17 protein-coding genes and 5 pseudogenes are annotated in these 16,389 nt (G+C 64.4%); 9 read left to right on the forward strand and 13 right to left on the reverse strand.

Features of this window, described 5'->3' with window-relative positions; translation table 11 throughout:
• The first annotated feature begins 480 nt into the window (after positions 1-480).
• Positions 481-897, forward strand: coding sequence for a hypothetical protein (locus tag ACWEJ6_RS48405; protein ID WP_452432158.1), 417 nt, complete (start codon positions 481-483; stop codon positions 895-897).
• A gap of 159 nt (positions 898-1,056) precedes the next feature.
• On the forward strand, positions 1,057-1,503 hold the full coding sequence (locus ACWEJ6_RS48410; RefSeq protein WP_452432160.1) for a hypothetical protein: 447 nt from the start codon (positions 1,057-1,059) through the stop codon (positions 1,501-1,503).
• Positions 1,504-1,881: 378 nt separating this feature from the next.
• Here ACWEJ6_RS48410 and ACWEJ6_RS48415 read toward each other — a convergent pair whose 3' ends face one another.
• Positions 1,882-2,232 carry a hypothetical protein gene (locus ACWEJ6_RS48415; protein ID WP_452432161.1) on the reverse strand — a complete coding sequence of 117 codons (351 nt, stop codon included), beginning with the start codon at positions 2,230-2,232 and terminating at the stop codon, positions 1,882-1,884.
• 119 nt (positions 2,233-2,351) lie between these two features.
• Between ACWEJ6_RS48415 and ACWEJ6_RS48420 the strand changes: the two genes are divergently transcribed.
• Positions 2,352-2,672, forward strand: coding sequence for a hypothetical protein (locus ACWEJ6_RS48420; RefSeq protein WP_452432163.1), 321 nt, complete (start codon positions 2,352-2,354; stop codon positions 2,670-2,672).
• Between the two features lie 156 nt (positions 2,673-2,828).
• Positions 2,829-3,664, forward strand: a pseudogene (locus ACWEJ6_RS48425) (HARBI1 family protein).
• Between the two features lie 33 nt (positions 3,665-3,697).
• Here ACWEJ6_RS48425 and ACWEJ6_RS48430 read toward each other — a convergent pair.
• The 7 genes and pseudogenes from ACWEJ6_RS48430 to ACWEJ6_RS48460 all read right to left on the reverse strand — a co-directional run bounded on the left by ACWEJ6_RS48430 (position 3,698) and on the right by ACWEJ6_RS48460 (position 8,575).
• Positions 3,698-4,834 (reverse strand): hypothetical protein, encoded by a 1,137-nt coding sequence (locus ACWEJ6_RS48430; RefSeq protein ID WP_452432165.1) that lies wholly within the window; start codon positions 4,832-4,834, stop codon positions 3,698-3,700.
• A 318-nt stretch (positions 4,835-5,152) separates the two neighbouring features.
• On the reverse strand, positions 5,153-5,728 hold the full coding sequence (locus ACWEJ6_RS48435; RefSeq protein WP_452432166.1) for a hypothetical protein: 576 nt from the start codon (positions 5,726-5,728) through the stop codon (positions 5,153-5,155).
• Positions 5,729-5,927: 199 nt separating this feature from the next.
• Positions 5,928-6,335 (reverse strand): hypothetical protein, encoded by a 408-nt coding sequence (locus tag ACWEJ6_RS48440; protein ID WP_452432183.1) that lies wholly within the window; start codon positions 6,333-6,335, stop codon positions 5,928-5,930.
• A 46-nt stretch (positions 6,336-6,381) separates the two neighbouring features.
• A pseudogene (locus tag ACWEJ6_RS48445) lies at positions 6,382-6,702 on the reverse strand (ISAs1 family transposase); the annotation flags it as partial.
• A 116-nt stretch (positions 6,703-6,818) separates the two neighbouring features.
• On the reverse strand, positions 6,819-7,160 hold the full coding sequence (locus ACWEJ6_RS48450) for a transposase family protein (RefSeq protein WP_452432167.1): 342 nt from the start codon (positions 7,158-7,160) through the stop codon (positions 6,819-6,821).
• A gap of 375 nt (positions 7,161-7,535) precedes the next feature.
• Entirely contained in the window at positions 7,536-7,757 is a 222-nt protein-coding gene (locus ACWEJ6_RS48455) for a DUF397 domain-containing protein (protein ID WP_452432168.1), read from the reverse strand.
• Complete coding sequence (locus ACWEJ6_RS48460; RefSeq protein WP_452432170.1) at positions 7,739-8,575, reverse strand: helix-turn-helix domain-containing protein; 837 nt, start codon at positions 8,573-8,575, stop codon at positions 7,739-7,741. Before ACWEJ6_RS48460 ends, ACWEJ6_RS48455 begins: the two co-directional genes overlap by 19 nt.
• Before the next feature lie 310 nt (positions 8,576-8,885).
• Between ACWEJ6_RS48460 and ACWEJ6_RS48465 the strand changes: the two genes are divergently transcribed.
• From ACWEJ6_RS48465 to ACWEJ6_RS48475, 3 genes are all read left to right on the forward strand, one after another.
• Entirely contained in the window at positions 8,886-9,377 is a 492-nt protein-coding gene (locus tag ACWEJ6_RS48465) for an ATP-binding protein (protein ID WP_452432171.1), read from the forward strand.
• Positions 9,374-9,754, forward strand: coding sequence for a hypothetical protein (locus ACWEJ6_RS48470; RefSeq protein WP_452432173.1), 381 nt, complete (start codon positions 9,374-9,376; stop codon positions 9,752-9,754). Before ACWEJ6_RS48465 ends, ACWEJ6_RS48470 begins: the two co-directional genes overlap by 4 nt.
• Before the next feature lie 431 nt (positions 9,755-10,185).
• A complete protein-coding gene (locus ACWEJ6_RS48475) occupies positions 10,186-10,662 on the forward strand; it encodes a hypothetical protein (protein ID WP_452432174.1) in 477 nt (158 codons plus the stop codon).
• On the opposite strand, the gene ACWEJ6_RS48480 is transcribed toward ACWEJ6_RS48475, so the two are convergent.
• Positions 10,655-10,861: a hypothetical protein gene (locus ACWEJ6_RS48480; RefSeq protein WP_452432175.1), complete on the reverse strand. Its 207-nt coding sequence runs from the start codon at positions 10,859-10,861 to the stop codon at positions 10,655-10,657. The genes ACWEJ6_RS48475 and ACWEJ6_RS48480 overlap by 8 nt on opposite strands.
• Positions 10,862-11,474: 613 nt before the next feature.
• Positions 11,475-11,960: pseudogene (locus tag ACWEJ6_RS48485) on the reverse strand (AAA family ATPase); the annotation flags it as partial.
• A 339-nt stretch (positions 11,961-12,299) separates the two neighbouring features.
• On the opposite strand from ACWEJ6_RS48485, the gene ACWEJ6_RS48490 reads away from it, so the two are divergent.
• A complete protein-coding gene (locus ACWEJ6_RS48490) occupies positions 12,300-12,725 on the forward strand; it encodes a transposase (protein ID WP_452432177.1) in 426 nt (141 codons plus the stop codon).
• Between the two features lie 131 nt (positions 12,726-12,856).
• Complete coding sequence (locus ACWEJ6_RS48495; protein ID WP_452432179.1) at positions 12,857-13,708, forward strand: integrase; 852 nt, start codon at positions 12,857-12,859, stop codon at positions 13,706-13,708.
• A gap of 986 nt (positions 13,709-14,694) precedes the next feature.
• Here ACWEJ6_RS48495 and ACWEJ6_RS48500 read toward each other — a convergent pair.
• The 3 genes and pseudogenes from ACWEJ6_RS48500 to ACWEJ6_RS48510 form a co-directional block, all read right to left on the reverse strand.
• Positions 14,695-14,859: pseudogene (locus ACWEJ6_RS48500) on the reverse strand (IS5/IS1182 family transposase); the annotation flags it as partial.
• A 119-nt stretch (positions 14,860-14,978) separates the two neighbouring features.
• Positions 14,979-15,089, reverse strand: a pseudogene (locus ACWEJ6_RS48505) (IS5/IS1182 family transposase); the annotation flags it as partial.
• A gap of 25 nt (positions 15,090-15,114) precedes the next feature.
• On the reverse strand, positions 15,115-16,293 hold the full coding sequence (locus ACWEJ6_RS48510; protein WP_452432181.1) for an IS110 family transposase: 1,179 nt from the start codon (positions 16,291-16,293) through the stop codon (positions 15,115-15,117).
• Positions 16,294-16,389: the final 96 nt, after the last annotated feature.

A 16,389-nucleotide genomic window follows, 5' to 3' on the forward strand; every position in this document is an offset into this window, starting at 1 on the left:
GGAGGGAGGAGCATGCCTGATCATGGTCGCGAGGCGCATCGGCTGGATGTCACCCGTCCAGGAGCTGTCCGAGGAAACTAGTGGGCCCTGCATGCTTCCGCATCTTGATGCCAAGGCCAAGCATGGGCCGGTTCGACGGAATCTCACTTCGGTGACTGTGGGTCACGAGAGTCAGCAGAAATACCGGCAGCGAAGTGACCGCAGGCGGTATGAATACCACTTTGAACACACAAACGGATACCGTGCATGATAATTTGGGAATCACCAAGTACCGGCATGATACATCCAGCCGTCAGGCTCATCGTTTGCACCATTGCGGGGCTACTCGTTGTCTTCGCGATGGCCACTGGTTGCACCGGTGCCGGCTCGTCATCATCACAGGGCTCAGTAAAGGCCATCACCAGTCCGGTCACCGACTCCGGGCCCTACTGGTGCGATTTTCTCCCGCGACAAGCGGTCCGTACGATCAGTGGTATCACAGTGCCCCTGCAGGAGGACAAGGGAGGGGTGCCCGCAACCCACGGGATATGTACGCTGCGCAATGGGTACACCCGGCTCTCCGTCGTGTGGTCGGAGCGGGACGGCGACAACGTCATGGACCTCGCACGCGAGAACTTCGGCGCGTATCGGCTGTCTGCGCTGCCAGCGGATCTTGGCGAAGGATTCATCGCCTACACTCGCCGCTCGCCACGTACCAACCCGTACTACACCATGATGTTGTTCCAATGCGGATCCAAGCGCCCATGGATCAGCGTCGATCTGTCCGAGGTGGCCAAGGGACGCGACCCGGTGAGTGACCTGACGCGACTGCTCAGCATTGCCCGCGCCCGGTACGGCGAACTCCACAAATGCACCCCCAAGCCGAACGAACCACACGCCGTCCAAAGGATCAGGTGACATGCACAGCTACGGACTCCGAATTAGGGATAGGGCCGCCACCAGCTCAAAGGCGTACGAGTGAACGGCCATGCCCTGCTCACAACCGCACTGGTCGCTCTCCTGACCGCAGCCGGCTGCTCGCCTCCTCCGAAACAGGATCGACGTCCGCTGGGTAGCGTGACCGCCGAGCCACGCGAATGTGGTCTCATCTCCCGTGCTGCCATCACTCGCGCCACAGGCCTGACTGAGTTTTATGCGAGTGGCACGGAGTTGGTCTCGCACTTCGCGTTTTGTCAGGTGATGCGCTCGACGAGCGTCTCAGAACCCATGTGGATGTTGATCGAACTGCGTAATCCCATGGCAACGTCTGTCCAGAGCCTGGAATTCACCAGAGCGAGCGACAAAGGGGTTCGGTTGCCGAACGGCCAAGGACCTGGTTTCAGCGCCCTGATCAATGACGGGGAGGGGAACCCTGTGGGCGCTTATGTCCTTGCGTGGACGTCTGATGGCATCAAGTTGCTTTCTATCAGGATCGAACGAGGCGCTCCTGGTCGGGATGTTCGCGCCGACGTCATCGAGTTCGCACGTCAACTCAGGCCCATCCTCCTCGCTCCGGCCTCCTGACGACTACAAGGATCTACAGGGAGAATGACACGCGCCTGATGACGAATGAAGAATTCTGATCATGAAGGCGGCAGCAGCTCATCGCAGTTAGCGGAATTCAAGGAGGCCGAGCGCCCACAGCGCCCGTCGGGAAGGGACGAGACTGTGCCCCTTCATCCCGCGTGACCGACTGGAAACGGCGCGCGTCGTGGGTGCTGACCCGGCAATGCAGCGGCCGACCGCCCCCGAACTGATCCGGCGGAAGTTCACCGCGCCCGCTGCTGACGCGCCGTTGTGGGGCGGTGTGACTTAGATCGGCATCGGTGAGGGCCTGCCGTATCTGGCTTTGTCCGAGGGCCTGCTCCGGCGCTGACTGCTTGACCACGCCATGTCCGAGCGTCACGATGTCGCGTTGGCTCGCGCCTGGCCGCGGATGGTGGTCGCCACGCGCGGCGGCGATGTCGACAGGGCGATCTCCCAGATGAACGGCGGCTCGAAGGAGACGGCTGCCCGTTGCCAGCACCTGTGCCCGCGCCTGGGCGTGGTCCAGTCGGTGGCCGGGTTGGCGTCGCCGACGATGCTTCCGCCGAAGCCTTCATCAGCATGCTGGAGGTCGAGTTCTCCCACCGCCATCGTTTCCACACTCGGGCCGATGCTCGTCTGAAGATGGGGACCTGGATCGGTGACTTCCACAACACCATCCGGCGGCACAGCTCCCACGACGGCTTGCCACCCATCACGTTCGAGCATCACATGTCCGAGAAGTACACAGCTTCATCGGCCCTGTCGCGGGCCTCTGCGGCGGAGGAGCGTCTCCACGCTTCCAGTGGATTGACACCTACCCGCCTCTGCTCGAAGGATTGTCTACCGTGACGTCTGGCTTCTCTCCTGTCCCGTTGATCGGAACCGGGCCGAACCTCCTCAGCGACATCCAGGCTTGGATAGTGTCCGACCCCCTGCGGGCTCTGGTTGCCGCCTTTGGTGGGGGCGAACTTCTCACCGAACAGGCCGACCGAGATTTGGGTGAGCGTATCGCGGTCATGGACGCCTTTACCGATCGCTGGGACACACGCCGCGGCCGCGAGCGGAACCTTGCGGACGAGTTGCCGATGACGGCCGCGCAGGCTGACTTGGTCCTGGACGCGGCCTTGGCGCTGGGGCTGTACACAACTCGAGCACCACTGAGGTGATCTCAGAGAAATAAATCGGGTGATAGGGAATTTTCGGGACGCTCGCGGGGACGTTTCGGGCCTTTCGGGAGAAGTCGTCGAAGGCCGGAGACGGACGTGGAGCCTCCGGTAGATGAGTTCTCACCACAAGAAATCCCGTCGCCCGGAAGGCTCCACGTGATTGCTCATCGTGCCACGCTCGACGTCTCCCGCGCGCCGGTTCACTATGTTGCCCGACTGCCGCACGACGAGCGCCGCCGGCTCGGCACCCCCAAAGGCAGCCGCGCCCTGACCCCGTTCTGGCAGGCTGTCCTGGTGCCGCGCTGGTTCCGCGGCGAACACGACATCCCCAAGCTCGGCCGCGACCACCACGTCTCCCGCGCCACGGCCTACCGCTACACCACCGAAGGGATCAACGTCCTCGCAGCTCAAGCCCCTGAACTGCACGAGGCTCTGGACCGGGCCCAAACCGACGACCTGCCCTAAGTGATCCTCGACGGGACCCTGATCCCCACCGACCGCCGCGCCGAGCAGACCATCAGCGTCAAGGGCCAACCCATCGACGCCTGGTACTCCGGCAAGGCCCACCATCCCGCCGGCAACCTCCAAGCACTATGCGCCCCCGACGGACTGCCCTGTGGATCTCCGAGGTCGAGCCCGGCTCGGTCCATGATCTGACCGCTGCCCGCGCACACGTGCTGGGCGCGTTGTACGCCGCAGCGGCAGCCGGCCTGCCCACCCTCGCCGACAGCGGCTACGACGGCGCCGGGATCGGCATCCACACACCGATCAAGCAGCCCGACGGCAACCAGATCCTCAGCCCAGACAACCGCACCTACAACCGGCTCCCACGCGCCCTGCGCTGCCTCGGCGAACGCGGATTCGCCCTGCTCAAAGGCCGCTGGCGGATCCTCCAGCACATCACGCTCAGCCCCAGCACAATCAGCGGCATCGCCCGCGCCGCCCTTGTCCTCACCCATTTCGAGCACAACTACCTACCGGCAATTCGCTGAGATCACGTCAGTACGGTCACGCCAATTGAGAATCTAGGTCGGCGACGCAATCGATAGAGCTGCAGAGTGCAGAGCAACCAGTAGCGACATTGATCCCGAATTGCGGATATCTTCATGGCATGATACCGATCCGACTATGGGAGTTCCCGCGCGTATGCTTCTTCCGATTCCCCCTAGATCTACATCGAAGACCCTGGTGCGCGCGGTATATAGGCGCTCCCGTCGCTGTACACTGCGCGACTTCAGCTCCTGCGAAGAGATCCTGAGACGAGTCATCCCGTAGAATTCAGGCTTGGCGCCCCGCTCTAGCCATCTCCCGTAGCTGACAAGCTCCGTGCTTTGTATGTCCTCCTTCAGGACGCCGACTTCCTCGCATAGCTCTCGCTCCATGGCTCGAATTATCAACTCTTGCAGAGTATCACCAGGCCGATAGTCGCTCGGAGGAATCGTTCCGCTGCCAGACGGGGCAAGGAACACTCGGTTGATGAGATTATGCGCTGTTTGCTGGCACACGACTAGCTGACCATCTTCGGTAAAGGCGATTGTAGATACACCAATGTGATTTGAGAGCTTGCTTCTCGAGAATGAGAGCAACTGTCCCGTCTGCGGATCAACAGTTTCCCGTTCTCTAATATCTACCTCTTGGCCGGTCATGCGATCTATCTGTTTGAATCGGCATAGCTCATTCGAGCAGATACCGTCAAAGTAATGTGTTATGCGCAACTCGGTGTCGATGCTAGAAATGTCGCCAGCGAGCGACAGGAGTGCCCCGTTGAAAACGATGCTTGCTCGGCTAACAAGCCGAAATGCCTGGGGGGCCGTGAGTCTTAGATGACGTGGCAGCTTGTATGGATGTGAAGCCATGTGTATATGAACGGGTGTGGTGAGCAACAGCTCGCTGGCCTCATTGTCGAGAAGTATACTTCCGCGATCGACTATATCGAGCACCTGCACGTTCTGCTTCTTGTCATGCGGCCGCGCCTTCGCAATCGGGGAAGCCTTGGTTTCGACAAACTCGAAGCGCGACCATTTTAGAATCGCGTCTTGAATTTCACGACCAAATCCCAAAATGACAACGGTTAATCCAGCAACTGGCATAAAGAACGCCAGGGCCAGAGCGGGGAGACATAGGGCGATGAAAGCAATGGCGAGACCAATTATGCCTAGCATTAGACGCCATCGAGGAAACAAGATAAACCTGGCATAGTGCCACCTCGATCTTAGTCGAAGAGGCAGTCCGAAGAGCACGCTCGTCGCCGGGAGGGCGGAAAAGGTGTTTGGCAACATCGAGCCTTTTCATCCTCCTTGCCGGCTCTCCTGAGCAGGACTGATGGCTATTCTACGGTCCGGCTCAGCTGCCGGAGGTCCGGGCCTCTCGCAGGCCGCAGGGTCCATCTTCGACAGCCACCGCTCCGACCTGCAGCAATAGGATAAAAAGGCTCAATGATGCTCCACCACCCATAAGACGAGGCATTAAGTTGCCAAGAACTACCCCGATGGGCTGATGGTGGAAGGTTCGCCGAAGGTAGGATCCAGGAAGTCGTCGTCAGGCGTAGGCGGCGCCGTGCCGTTCTCCCAGATGCAATCTCTCAATCCTCCGAGAACGGATATCTTCTTCGAACCCGGAGGCGGAGGGTATTCGACAATGAGCTTGTAATCGCCTAGCTGTTCGAACGTGACCTCGACGTCGTCCTTCTCGCCGGTCCCCAGGGCGCGCCACTCTACCCGCACTCCCGGTCGCCCTTGCCAGTATTCTGCCACATCGGCCAGATACTTTTGCCCTTTCTTCTTTCCAACCGCCTCTGTTGAATACTCTAGGCCCGGACCGAACTGTCCCGTAACCCCCGAATCCATGAAGTATTCACACGACGTCATGTTGACCTGACGGACGATAGTGAACGGTGAAGGAACAGGCACCGCGCGAAATGTCTCTTGCAAGTAGCCATTCACCACCGCCATGGCTTGCGCCTTGGTGATCGACGGCCCGGGCGTAACCGCACACCCCGCCGAGACCAGGAGGGCCACAGCCGCACCAGCGTGCGCCCAACCCTGCCGCCTGATCATGCGCCCCACTTCCCGAACCGTGATCTTCGTCCCATTTTGACTCGAGGACTGTCGGCATGTCCGACACTCTGGCGATTACGTATGATGAGAGCTCGTCAAGATCGACCTGTTTCCGAGTGGCGCCGGCAAGCCCGCCTCTGAACGAGGCGCCCCGCGGAGTGGCCGACGGCCAGGTAGCGGGCCCAGGGCCGAAGCGTTCTCATGTTGTGAAACCGAGTAGCTGAAGGCCGTCGGTGGGGTGGCTGCGGTAGTGGTCGGTGGCGGGGGCGATGTTGGTCCAGCCGATCGGGCGGGCCAGGCCGATGGCCTGGTTGCGGAGGGTGGCCATGATGCGGGGTGCGGTGCCGGTCCGAATGCGGGAGGCGTCTTCGCGGTGGGTGACGTCGCGGATGTGGTGTGGGGCTTCGATGCTCCAGTGATCCCGAATGAGTGCGGCGAGCTGAGTGTGGCTGATCCGGCCTGGTGGGAGGCTGGTGATGGTGTAGATGGTGTAGATGGTGACGATGGTGGTCTTGCCGGTGCGGTGGTCGGTGCGGCGGCGTTTGATCTGGATGGCCTGGGCGGCGTGGGGGAAGGGCAGTCCGGGGCGGGCGGTGCGGATCTTCATGCGCCGGATCTCGCGGCGGCCGTGTCCGGTCTCGTTGGTGCGGCTGTTGAGGATGGCCTCGCGCCCAGGGCAGGGCCTTGAGCCGGCGCGGGAGTGTGGGCTGGTTGCCCTTGGCGATGAACAGGTAGTGGCCGCCGGCGGCGACGATCTGGCGGGCGTGTTCCCGCTGGGTGTGCGGGGCATCGGCGGTGACGACGGTGTGGGTGAGGTCCAGTGCGGAGAGCGGGGGTGTGAAGGCGGGGATCTCGTTACTTTTGGCCTCGATCTGCCGTTGGGTCACAACGATCCGCGTGTTGTGGCAGGTGGCGGCCAGCGGGTGGATGGTGCCGTGCGGGGTGCGGCTGCCGCGCGGGGTCTTGCCGTCCACGGCCAGGCCGGACAGCGCGGTCCGGTCCGCGGGCCGGCCGTTGGGGGTGGCGGGCGGAGCGCGGGTGGCGAGCGCGGCCAGGTAGGTGCGGGTCGCGGCGTCGCGGGCGTCGCCGTTCAGGCGGGCGAACAGTCGTCCCCGGGTGCTGGTGGCCAGGCGTATCGTGCCGGGGAGACCGGCGCGGGCGCGCGGGTCGGGTCGTATCCGGCGATGATCCGGGCGATCTTCGCCAGGGAGGTCGCGCCGCCGAGTACGGCGAGCGGGGATAACGCCAGCAGCGGGCCGAGCCGGTAGCGGCGTCCTCGGCGGCTGCGCGGGTCGGGCACCGTATCGAGCAGCTCGGCCAGGGTGGGCGGATCGAGCGGATCGGCGGGCGAGTCGGCGGGCGGGCTGGCGACGGTGACGTGCTCCAAGTGGCGGGAGAGCACGTCGATCGGAGATGATGGGGGCAAGATCACAAAAGGGGGCATACAACGGCTTGCCCATCGGGGAGGGGCAGCGCCCCTGCCCCCGTGATTCTCTCCCCGCCCTCCTTTTTGCGATCTTGGAGGGGCCCCCGTGAGGTTGGCTCCGAAACGATTCGGTAGCCGCCGTCGCGGCGGACCAAGATCGGCCGGCGAGTGGCCTACGGGGAGTCCAGCGGGCCGTAGGCACGCGGTTCGGTGACCGGCCCGGGGGTCCCTAGAACTCTTGATCGTGGTCCTCTGGGGCTTCACATGCCACAAGCGCCCTCTCACAGCGAGTGAATGAGCGCTTGTGATCAACGAATGAAACGGCGATGCCCCTCCCGCGCGATGGCGCGAGATCCGCGTTACCGGTAGCGATCGGCTTAGCTAGTCAAACTCGCCGTCTCTGACTCCACCGAGGAAGGCGTCCCACTCACCGGCGGTGAAGCGGAGGACAGGGCCACTGCGGTCCTTGCTGTCACGGACGGCGATGATTCCAGGGATGTTCGTGGCGACTTCGACACAGTTTCCACCGTTGTTGCCACTGCGTGAACTCTTCTTCCACACTGCCCCGGAGAGGTCCGTTGAGGTCAGGTCTCTGGGATCCATAGGTCTACTGCTTCCTCGATCCTTGCAAGCGACTCACCTGCGCTGTAAGCCTCTGTCCGTAGTTTGTCATATCGATCTAAGATCAGCGAAACGACTTTATGGTCTGCCGAGACCTCACCTTCGCCCGCTGAGTCCACCGACACCACCGTGGGATCGTGGGCAAGCTCTGCGATGACGAACGAGGATGACAGGCCATCAGTACACGGGGTGTCGTAGGGAACGAGCTGCACCGTAACTCGTCGGCGGCGCGCAGTGGCCGCTACGTGACGAAGCTGCTCGTACATGGTCTCCCTGCCGCCGATCGGGCGCTTTAGTACCCACTCATCCATCAGCACGTGCAGTTCCGGCGGGTGGTCCCTGGCGAGGATCTGCTGACGTTCCATGCGGGCATTGACCTGCTGTTCAATCTCCTTTTCGGGCGTGGAGAAGTGGCCAAGGAACACGGCTCTCGCGTATGCGGTCGTTTGCAGTAGCCCCGGGATGAGAAGCGGGTCCCAAGTACGCAGCGCAACAGCGTTGGGCTCGATCTCTTCTAGCCACCGCAGGAACCATCCAGGTCCGTATGGGGACTGATGGATTCGCCGGCACATCCGCACGAAGTAGTCGGTGTCCGGAAGTGCGAAGAAGCGATCACACGCCTCCGCGAAGTCAAGCTGCGGGGTACGGCTACCGGCTTCGATGTGACCTACAAGGGACGGTGAGCAACCGATGTGGCCTGCGAGCCGGCGCTGTGACAGTCCGATCTCTTTCCGGCATCGGGCCAGCTCGCGCCCAAAGCGTTGAGGTAGCGACAAGCGTGAATCGAGATCAGTTCCCATGGCTCCTCCGGGGCGTCACACAGGGGCCGATGACTCGTGCTTACAGAGTAGCCACTCACGCTTACCTATCGTGCGTCCTTCCGTCATCAGACTGTCCGTCGATCTGTCGTGCAATCCGCCGCTGTGAGCGGGCAATCTGGGAGCACTAAGCCGATGGCGGCAAGGTCTCGCAGAAACACTCCGACATTATGCCCACACTCCGTCGGGCGAAATGACGGGCGAGATCTTGAGTGTCAGGGAGATGGCTTCGGCGGCAGAAGATCCAGACGTACAGGGACGATCGCGTGAGGTCAGAGCAGAGGACAAGCGAATGGCGACACGAAGTCAAACGGAGCGCGAGTACAGGGTGGGCACGGGGGGAGACGCCACTGATCCCCCGTTCGCAGGCGTCAAAGTGTGGTTCCTTGGCGAGATCGGTGATCCCGCGACGCTCCCCGGGCTGGCGCGCCGGGAGCTGACCGCGTGGATGGGGCTGGATCATGAAGCTCTGGCGGACCTGCAACTGATCGCTTCGGAGCTGGTGACCAACGCGCTGGTGCACGCGGCGGCGGAGTGGGTGCGGGTGCATCTGGTTCCGGAGTCGGGGTTCTGGCGGCTGATCGTGGTGGACCCGGGTCTAAACGGGCGGGTGCCGCATCCTCGGGTGTCGTCGGAGACGGACGAGCACGGGCGTGGACTTCGGGTGGTGCACGACGTCACACAGGGGCTGTGGGGCACCTACGCAACCTTGGTTGGCGAGCGGGTTGTGTGGGCGCTGGTGCCCCGGCCTGGCGGGCAGTCAGACCATGGGCGGCGGTCGTGAACGACGACGATCCTGGTTATGTGGAGGCTCGCCATGATGAGGCTGGGCCATTCGTTCGGCTTCGGTGGGGTCAGGTTCGACTCGTCACGCGGGAGCGGGCGTGGCTGGAGTTCCTGCACGTGGTCAAGGACGGCGGGTACCTGCCAGAGCGGGTGACCGATGCGCCGGGTTGGGTGCGCGCGGAGATCGACGAGGGGTTCAGCAAGGTTGATCGGCCGGTGGGCTGGCAGCCGAAGGTGCTGGAGATTCCCGAAGAGACCTGGTCGCGGTTCGTGGATGCGGTCCGGGCGGACGTGTTCGCGGGTCTGGAGACGGAGGCGTGGGTAGGGAATCCGGCTGCCAGGGCGCGGAGGTGGCGGGTCACGTCCAGATATTGACTCGAGGACTGTCGGCATGTCCGATACTGCGGCGATTACGGTATGACGCGGGCTCGTCAAGATCAACCTGTCTCGCAGTGGCGCTGGCAAGCCCGCCTCTGAACGAGGCGCCCGCGGAGTGGCCGACGACCACGTAGCGGGCCGGACGGCTCTCTCACCAAGGGGTCGTACACCCAAAGCCCCAGTTCATTGAATCGCCCGGGGTCCGGTGGAAAGTTTGATCTTGATCCGGTTTGACGGACACCCGAGATCGTAGCCCCGATCAAGCCGCGCGTCGCACGTGGGCTGCTTCGAGCAGCGCAACTCCTGCTCGGTGATGGCAGACAAGGTAACTCTCTGCCGGATGTGTGTCCACGCCGCCGCCTCACCACACGGTCGCATTCCGCTAGCCTCCTGCTGCCGAACGTGATTCACAAAGGTAGCGTCCCGACGTGCCCATACACACACACTGGCCCCACCTCTCCGCCCGCATCGCGATGGCCATCGTCACCGCCGCGACCCCGGCGAATTGCGGCGCCCACAGCAGCACCGATCCCGAAGGCGAGCACGGCTACGCGAGCTCGTGGGCGCCGATCGTCGCCGTCCGGCTCGGCCAGGCGGAGCCGAAGGTGCGGGCGAGCCTCCGCATCAAGTGCGACCAGGCGGTGCTGTCGAGCTTCTACGCGCGCATCTCCATCGACCACAAGGACGGCCTGTTCGGCGAGTGGTTCGAGGTGGCCCGAGACTTCTACACGCAGCCGCCCGGCATGGCCCACTCCTACCCGCTGCTGTCCGCGCCGTGCCGAGCTGGCGACTACCGGGCGCGGGCGTCCATCACTGGGACATTCGTCAACGGCGACCTGCATAAAGTGACCGACGAAACGAGCGACGACCGTGTGAACTGCGACAAGCCGAAGCCAGTCACATAGGTGCGCTCGGGTCACCCCGATGCGCACACGTGATGACCGTGCCGACGTGTGGAGGGACGACTCCGAGCGCCCAGTGGTTGGCGGCCTCGTGCATGAAGTGCGGGATGCTGGCCGTGCTGTAGCCGGGCGGCGCGGTGAGGTTCGGGTAACGGCCGGCCCAGACGCCCCAGCCGTCGCCCCACCAGGCGATCCGCCACACTTGCAGTCCCTCGTCGGACGCCGTCGGCTCAGCAGGCTCTACAGCGGCGGTTAGGCCGAGCCAGCGGCGTCGGCTTGGCCGGAAGTAGAAGCCGGTTCTGCGGCGGCTGAGAGGCCACCAGCGGCGGCGGGATTCGCGGCGGGTATACACCCATTTAGCGTGTCACACGATCGGAAGCTGCGCCGGAATCCCGGCCGGACGCGACGCGGGTGGACACTGAAATCTGGGGCTGTCCCACCTTATTCCCACCCCCTCATAGGGGGTGGGGTGGGAACAGGTTGGGACTCTGCCCGCGGCCACCTGTTCCCGACCTGCTCCCGGATCTTGGGAACAGGTCGCAACGTCGTGACCTGCGGAAATGCTTCTGATAGAGCGGACCTGTTCCCAAACCTGTTCCCCCACTTTCTGACCTGCGGAAACAGGCAGTCGTTGTGGAACTGTTCCAGATCCGCCTCCTCCTGCTCCGCCAGCGCATCGAACGTGCCCGCCAGCATGTCCCCTCGCTCACGACGAACCCTGATCGCCGTATTCAGCGCTTCGCGATGCAGAAACGAACCTCCACCGACAGAACGTCGCCCGGCTGCCCGTCAGCCGGCAGATGCCGCAGAGGTTCCTAGTAGCCGACGAGCTCCACCAAATCCGGCCCCCGGCCCGTCCGGCTCGCCCGCCGCTCCAGCCGCAGCCGATTGTCGGCCTTCACCGTCAGCATGCACAGCACGTCCACGTTGTCGCCCTTGCTGGACCCGCCCCGCGGACCTCGCGACAGGTCCTTGCCCGAGTGCTCTAACGCGATCACCGTGATGCCACGCCGGGGGGAGGGGACGATCGCGGTGTTGCACGCCGCAGTGTGCATGGTGGGGAAATCCTCGTCGCCGGTGACGAATTTCGACAACGTATCCAGGAAGATCACGTCTGCTTTGGCGACTTCGACCAGAGCGTGGAAGCGGGCCTCGCCAGCCCGGGTGTCCAGCGCCGACACGAGCGGGAAACTCAAATAGGTAAGGTTGTCCGGCGCCACGGCCTGGGAGCCCATGGCGCGGCGGCGATGCCGCACCTCGCCAGACGAGTTCTCATGATCCAGGTAAAGGACGCGGACGCCCTGCTCAGCGAGCGCCCTGGCAGCACGCCTCCTGGGTGTTCATCCGCGACCCCGACTTCGCCACCAAGGCCGCCCCTGTATTCGACCTCTACCAACGCATCTGGCCTGGCCAGCGACGAGTACGTGATCTCCGCCGACGAGGACCCCGATCCAGGCCCGCTGCCGCCGCCATCCCACTCCGCCGCCCGGCACCGCCCGCAGAATGCGGATCAACCACAACTACGACCGCAGCGGCGCGCTGGCCTACCTGGCCGCCAACGACTTCCCCCACGGCCGCATGTTCGGGCGCTGCTCGCCCAAGACGGGCATCATCCCCTCATAGACCTGGCCGAGCAGGTCATGACGCGGGAACCCTACGCCTCGGCCCGGCGGGTGTTCTGGGTCGTGGACAACGGCTCCTCCCATCGTGGCAAGGCCGCCGCCGACCGGCTCACCGCCCGGTTCCCCAACGCGGTGATGGTCCACACTCCCGTGCACGCGTCCTGGCTCAACCAGATCGAGATCTTCTTCTCCATCGTGCAACGCAAGGTCGTCACACCCAACGACTTCACCGGCCTTGACCAGGTCGAAGACCGGCTGATCGCCTTCGAGCGCCGTTACAACGAGACCGCCCGGCCCTTCAGATGGAAGTTCACCCCGGCCGACCTCGAGGACCTGATTGCCCGGATCGAGCGACACGAACAGAAGGAGCACCACTTCCAGCAGCCCACCGGCTGCGATCACCAGCCTGCCGCACTACAAGCGGCCGTGTGTACCCTCGAATGACTTACGAACTGGACCACTTAGGCACAAGCGGTTCCCGGACATCATCGGGCCACTCCAATCAAAAGCAGCCAGGCTGCGAAATCCTATTCCTCTGGCTCGCCTCTGACACCACCTCATGCCAGGATCACGACATGGACGTCACTTTCGCCTCGCTGGCCGGGTCGGATGCAGTGCCCAACGAAGACGCGCTCGCCGCCACGACAGATGTCGTCGCGGTTGTTGACGGAGTGAGCACGTCGGGGCTGACCACGGGGTGCGTTCACGGCACCCCTTGGTACGCCAACGCCTTGGCTACGCAGATTGTTGTGGCGGCTTCCCAGGCGCCTGGCGGGGGCTTGCGCGCGGTGCTGTTCGAGGCGGTGCGTACGGTTGCCTCGCTCCACGCCGACACCTGCGACTTGACCGCTGAGGGCACCCCCTCGGCGACTGTCGCCATCGCACGGCGCTTCGCTGACCGGCTGGATTACCTCGTACTCTCCGACGCCACGATAGCCTTCGAGACTGTGAGCGGCGTCGAGGTCATCTGTGATCGGCGAGTGGACGCCCTTGTCGGAGGCCTCGCCCGGGCGGCCAAGGCCGCGGCGCCGGGAAGCGAGGAGCAGAAGCGGCGCCTCGAGGAATTGATCATCGCCCAACGCAAGCTACGCAACGTCGAGGGCGGCTATTGGCTTGCCGGAGCGGTGCCGGAGGCGGCTGAGCATGCCTTGGTCGGCTCGGTCTCCCTCGGCGAGGTGCGTGCCTTCGCGGTCATGACCGATGGCGCGTCCTGCCTCGTGGACGCCTACGCGGTGATGGATTGGAGCCAGGCTCTGGAGACGCTTTCGGAGCAGGGGCCGGCGGCGTGGCTGCGTCGGGTGCGCGCGACCGAACTCGCAGACGCGGGAAAAGTACGATGGCCTCGGTACAAGGTGAGCGACGATGCCACGATCGCTCTTTGCCGATTGGGGCGCGATAAGCCCGGCTTCGTCGAGGGCGCACGGTGATCGTCGATGTCGAGCGGCTGGGCCCTACCTTGATGACGCCGAACCCGAACGTGGCCTTGTGGGTCCGCGAGTCCCTCAAGGGTCTTTGATCGGGGAAGCGCTGCTACGAGCTGGGACAAGCCGAGGGGCGGTTCCGTGACAGCGGTAACCGGCGCCTCGGCGAGGATCGGGTGTCAATGAGCCTTTTTCATCCTATTGCCGCAGGTCAGGAGCAGTGGCTGGCGGAGACGGACCCTGTGGCCTGCGACAAAGCTCAGACCTCCGGCAGCTGAGCTGGAGGAGGAGATGAGCCATCACACCTGCTCTGGGGAGCTGGGCAAGGAGGATGAAAAGGCTTAATGGCGGGGTTGAGTGTCGTGTGGCGGCGCCATGCCGCGGTGATCGAAGTGCTGTCGTAGGCGAACCGACGTCGCGGACCGGTATGGGATCTCACAGCAGCCAGTGCACACCTGTGCGCGCCGGCCTGGGGAGGGCGGCCTGGCCGTGCCGGCCGGTCCGCATGCGCCCGCTCCCCCATGCCGGGTGAAGGTCCTGAGAGCAGCACCTCTCTCGGGACGTCCACACCTTGGCGCTCGCTGACCTGTAGTCGTGGGGATTACGCATGACAAGGCGCGCCAAGGCGTCGTTTCGCGTCGTATGACGGGCGGCGGACCGAGATCAGCGCCCACAGCTGTGCGTTCCTTCGGATGCGGGGTGCACCGTATTGAGTGCGAGTTCGCTGACCCAACCGCGGGAGCGGGAGGTGGCCAGGTGCTTTCACATGATGCACGCCGCGAAGGAGACCATGCCCTTGGCGGCCTCCCGGTTGTCGCCTGCGGCGCTGGGACCTCCCTTAGGTCGCGGCGACGGGATTCCTTGATCAGGCGCTGTCGCTGGCCTGCTGAAGATCGGCTTAGCTCTTCGGAGCCCACCTTCGGATGTCCGCGGACAGGTAGATCGGGGTCACGAGAGTCCTCGCAATCTGACGACGGCCAGAACACTCGCCCAGGGGGCGGTCCGGTTTGGCCGCCCCTGAGCGCCCTGACGTGCGAGCTGTCGATCACCGCCTTAACCCAGTCGAGCTGGCCGCCGGCGTGCAGGTCGGCGAGCAGGACCCGGTGCGGCCGGTCCCAGACACCGGCCGCGTGCCAGTCGCGCAGCCGCCAGCAGGTCGACGATACCGAGAAGTCCTAACGGAAAGATCAGCGGACGAGGCGGCGCCAGCAGATGATCGCGGCAGCGAGGGTCATGAACGCTTCGCGGATTTCCCAGCGGATGTGCAGACGGCGGAGGAGACGTCGTCGCGGTTGCAGCCGGTCAAAGAGGCGGCGAGGGGGATGTCATCACCGTCGGTGATGACGTGGTGTTTGGAGCCCGGCTGGGCGCGGTCGACCGGGCTCGGGTCAGACATCCCTGGACGTTTGTTGTCAAGCAGCGAGGTCGTTTGACCGGTGCGACCAGGCGGTTGCCTGGTCGTAGGGGCTGTGGGTTTTGAGGCAGCCATGGAGGATGCCCACCAAGCGGTTGGCGACCTGGCGCAGGGCGGCGTTGTGGCTGATCTCCCGGGCTTTGATCTGGTCGTAGTAGGCGCGGACAGCAGAGTCGTGCAAAAGGGCGCAGGACGCTTGGAGGTGAAGGGCGTCCACGAGCCGGTCGTTGTGGACGAACCGTGCCTGGACCACTCGTGTCTTGCCCGATTGCCGGGTGATGGGCGAGGTTCCGGCATAGTTCTTGCGTGCCTTGGCCGAGGCGTAGCGGTCCTTGGCATCTCCGAACTCGGCGAGCACCCGGGCGCCGAGAACGACGCCGATGCCGGGCTGGCTGAGGATGACCTCAGCGTCCGGGTGCCGGCCAAAATGGGCCTCGACCTGCCCTTCGAGGGTCTTGATCTCCTGGTTGAGGACAGCGATGATCGCGACCAGCGACTTCACGGTAGAGGCGTAGGCGGTCGTGACGAGCGGCGCCTGGCCCAGGTGCTCGCTGCGTAGGACGTCCTGGATCGCCTGTGCCTTGGCGGGGATGTCGCGGCGGCCCTTCAACGTTCCCGAGATCTGACTGAGTGTGAGCTTCACCGCAGCCTCGGGGGAAGGGGCCTTGGCCAGCAGTTTCAAGACCGCATCCGAGGTGAGGCCGAGGGGCTTGTAGGCCTCCAGCGCGGCAGGGAAGTATTCCCGCGGCGCCACCCGCGGGCGCAGCATGTGGCGGGTCCGTTCCCACAGCAGCGCCTGATGAGCACGGGTGACGACCTTGACCGCCTCGGCGATCTCGGAGTCCCCGGCCGCCTCCCGCAGCTGATGCCGCCGGGTGCGGATCATGTCCGCCAGCGCGTGGGCGTCGCCCTTGTCGCTCTTGGCCCCCGAGGAGCCCAGAATCTCCCGATGCCGGGCGGCCCGCTTGGGGTCCACCCCGAACACCCGGTAACCACAGGCGCGCAGCGCCCGCACCCACGGGCCCCGGTCGGTCTCGATACACACCAGCACCTCAGACGGCTCGGCGTCCTCGGCCACGAACCGACCTACCAGCTCGTGGAACCGGGACATCCCGGCCATCCCCTCAGGCAGCCGGACCCGCTTGAGGACCTTCCCGGTTTCGTCCTGGACCTCCACATCGTGGTGGGGTCGGCATGGAGCGCGGTGCCGGGATTTCTCCGGGTCCGTTTCTCCATGCCGCCCTCCCGAACCGGACGTGCGAGTTGGCCCCGC

The sequence above is a fragment of the Nonomuraea sp. NPDC004702 genome (assembly GCF_053601695.1).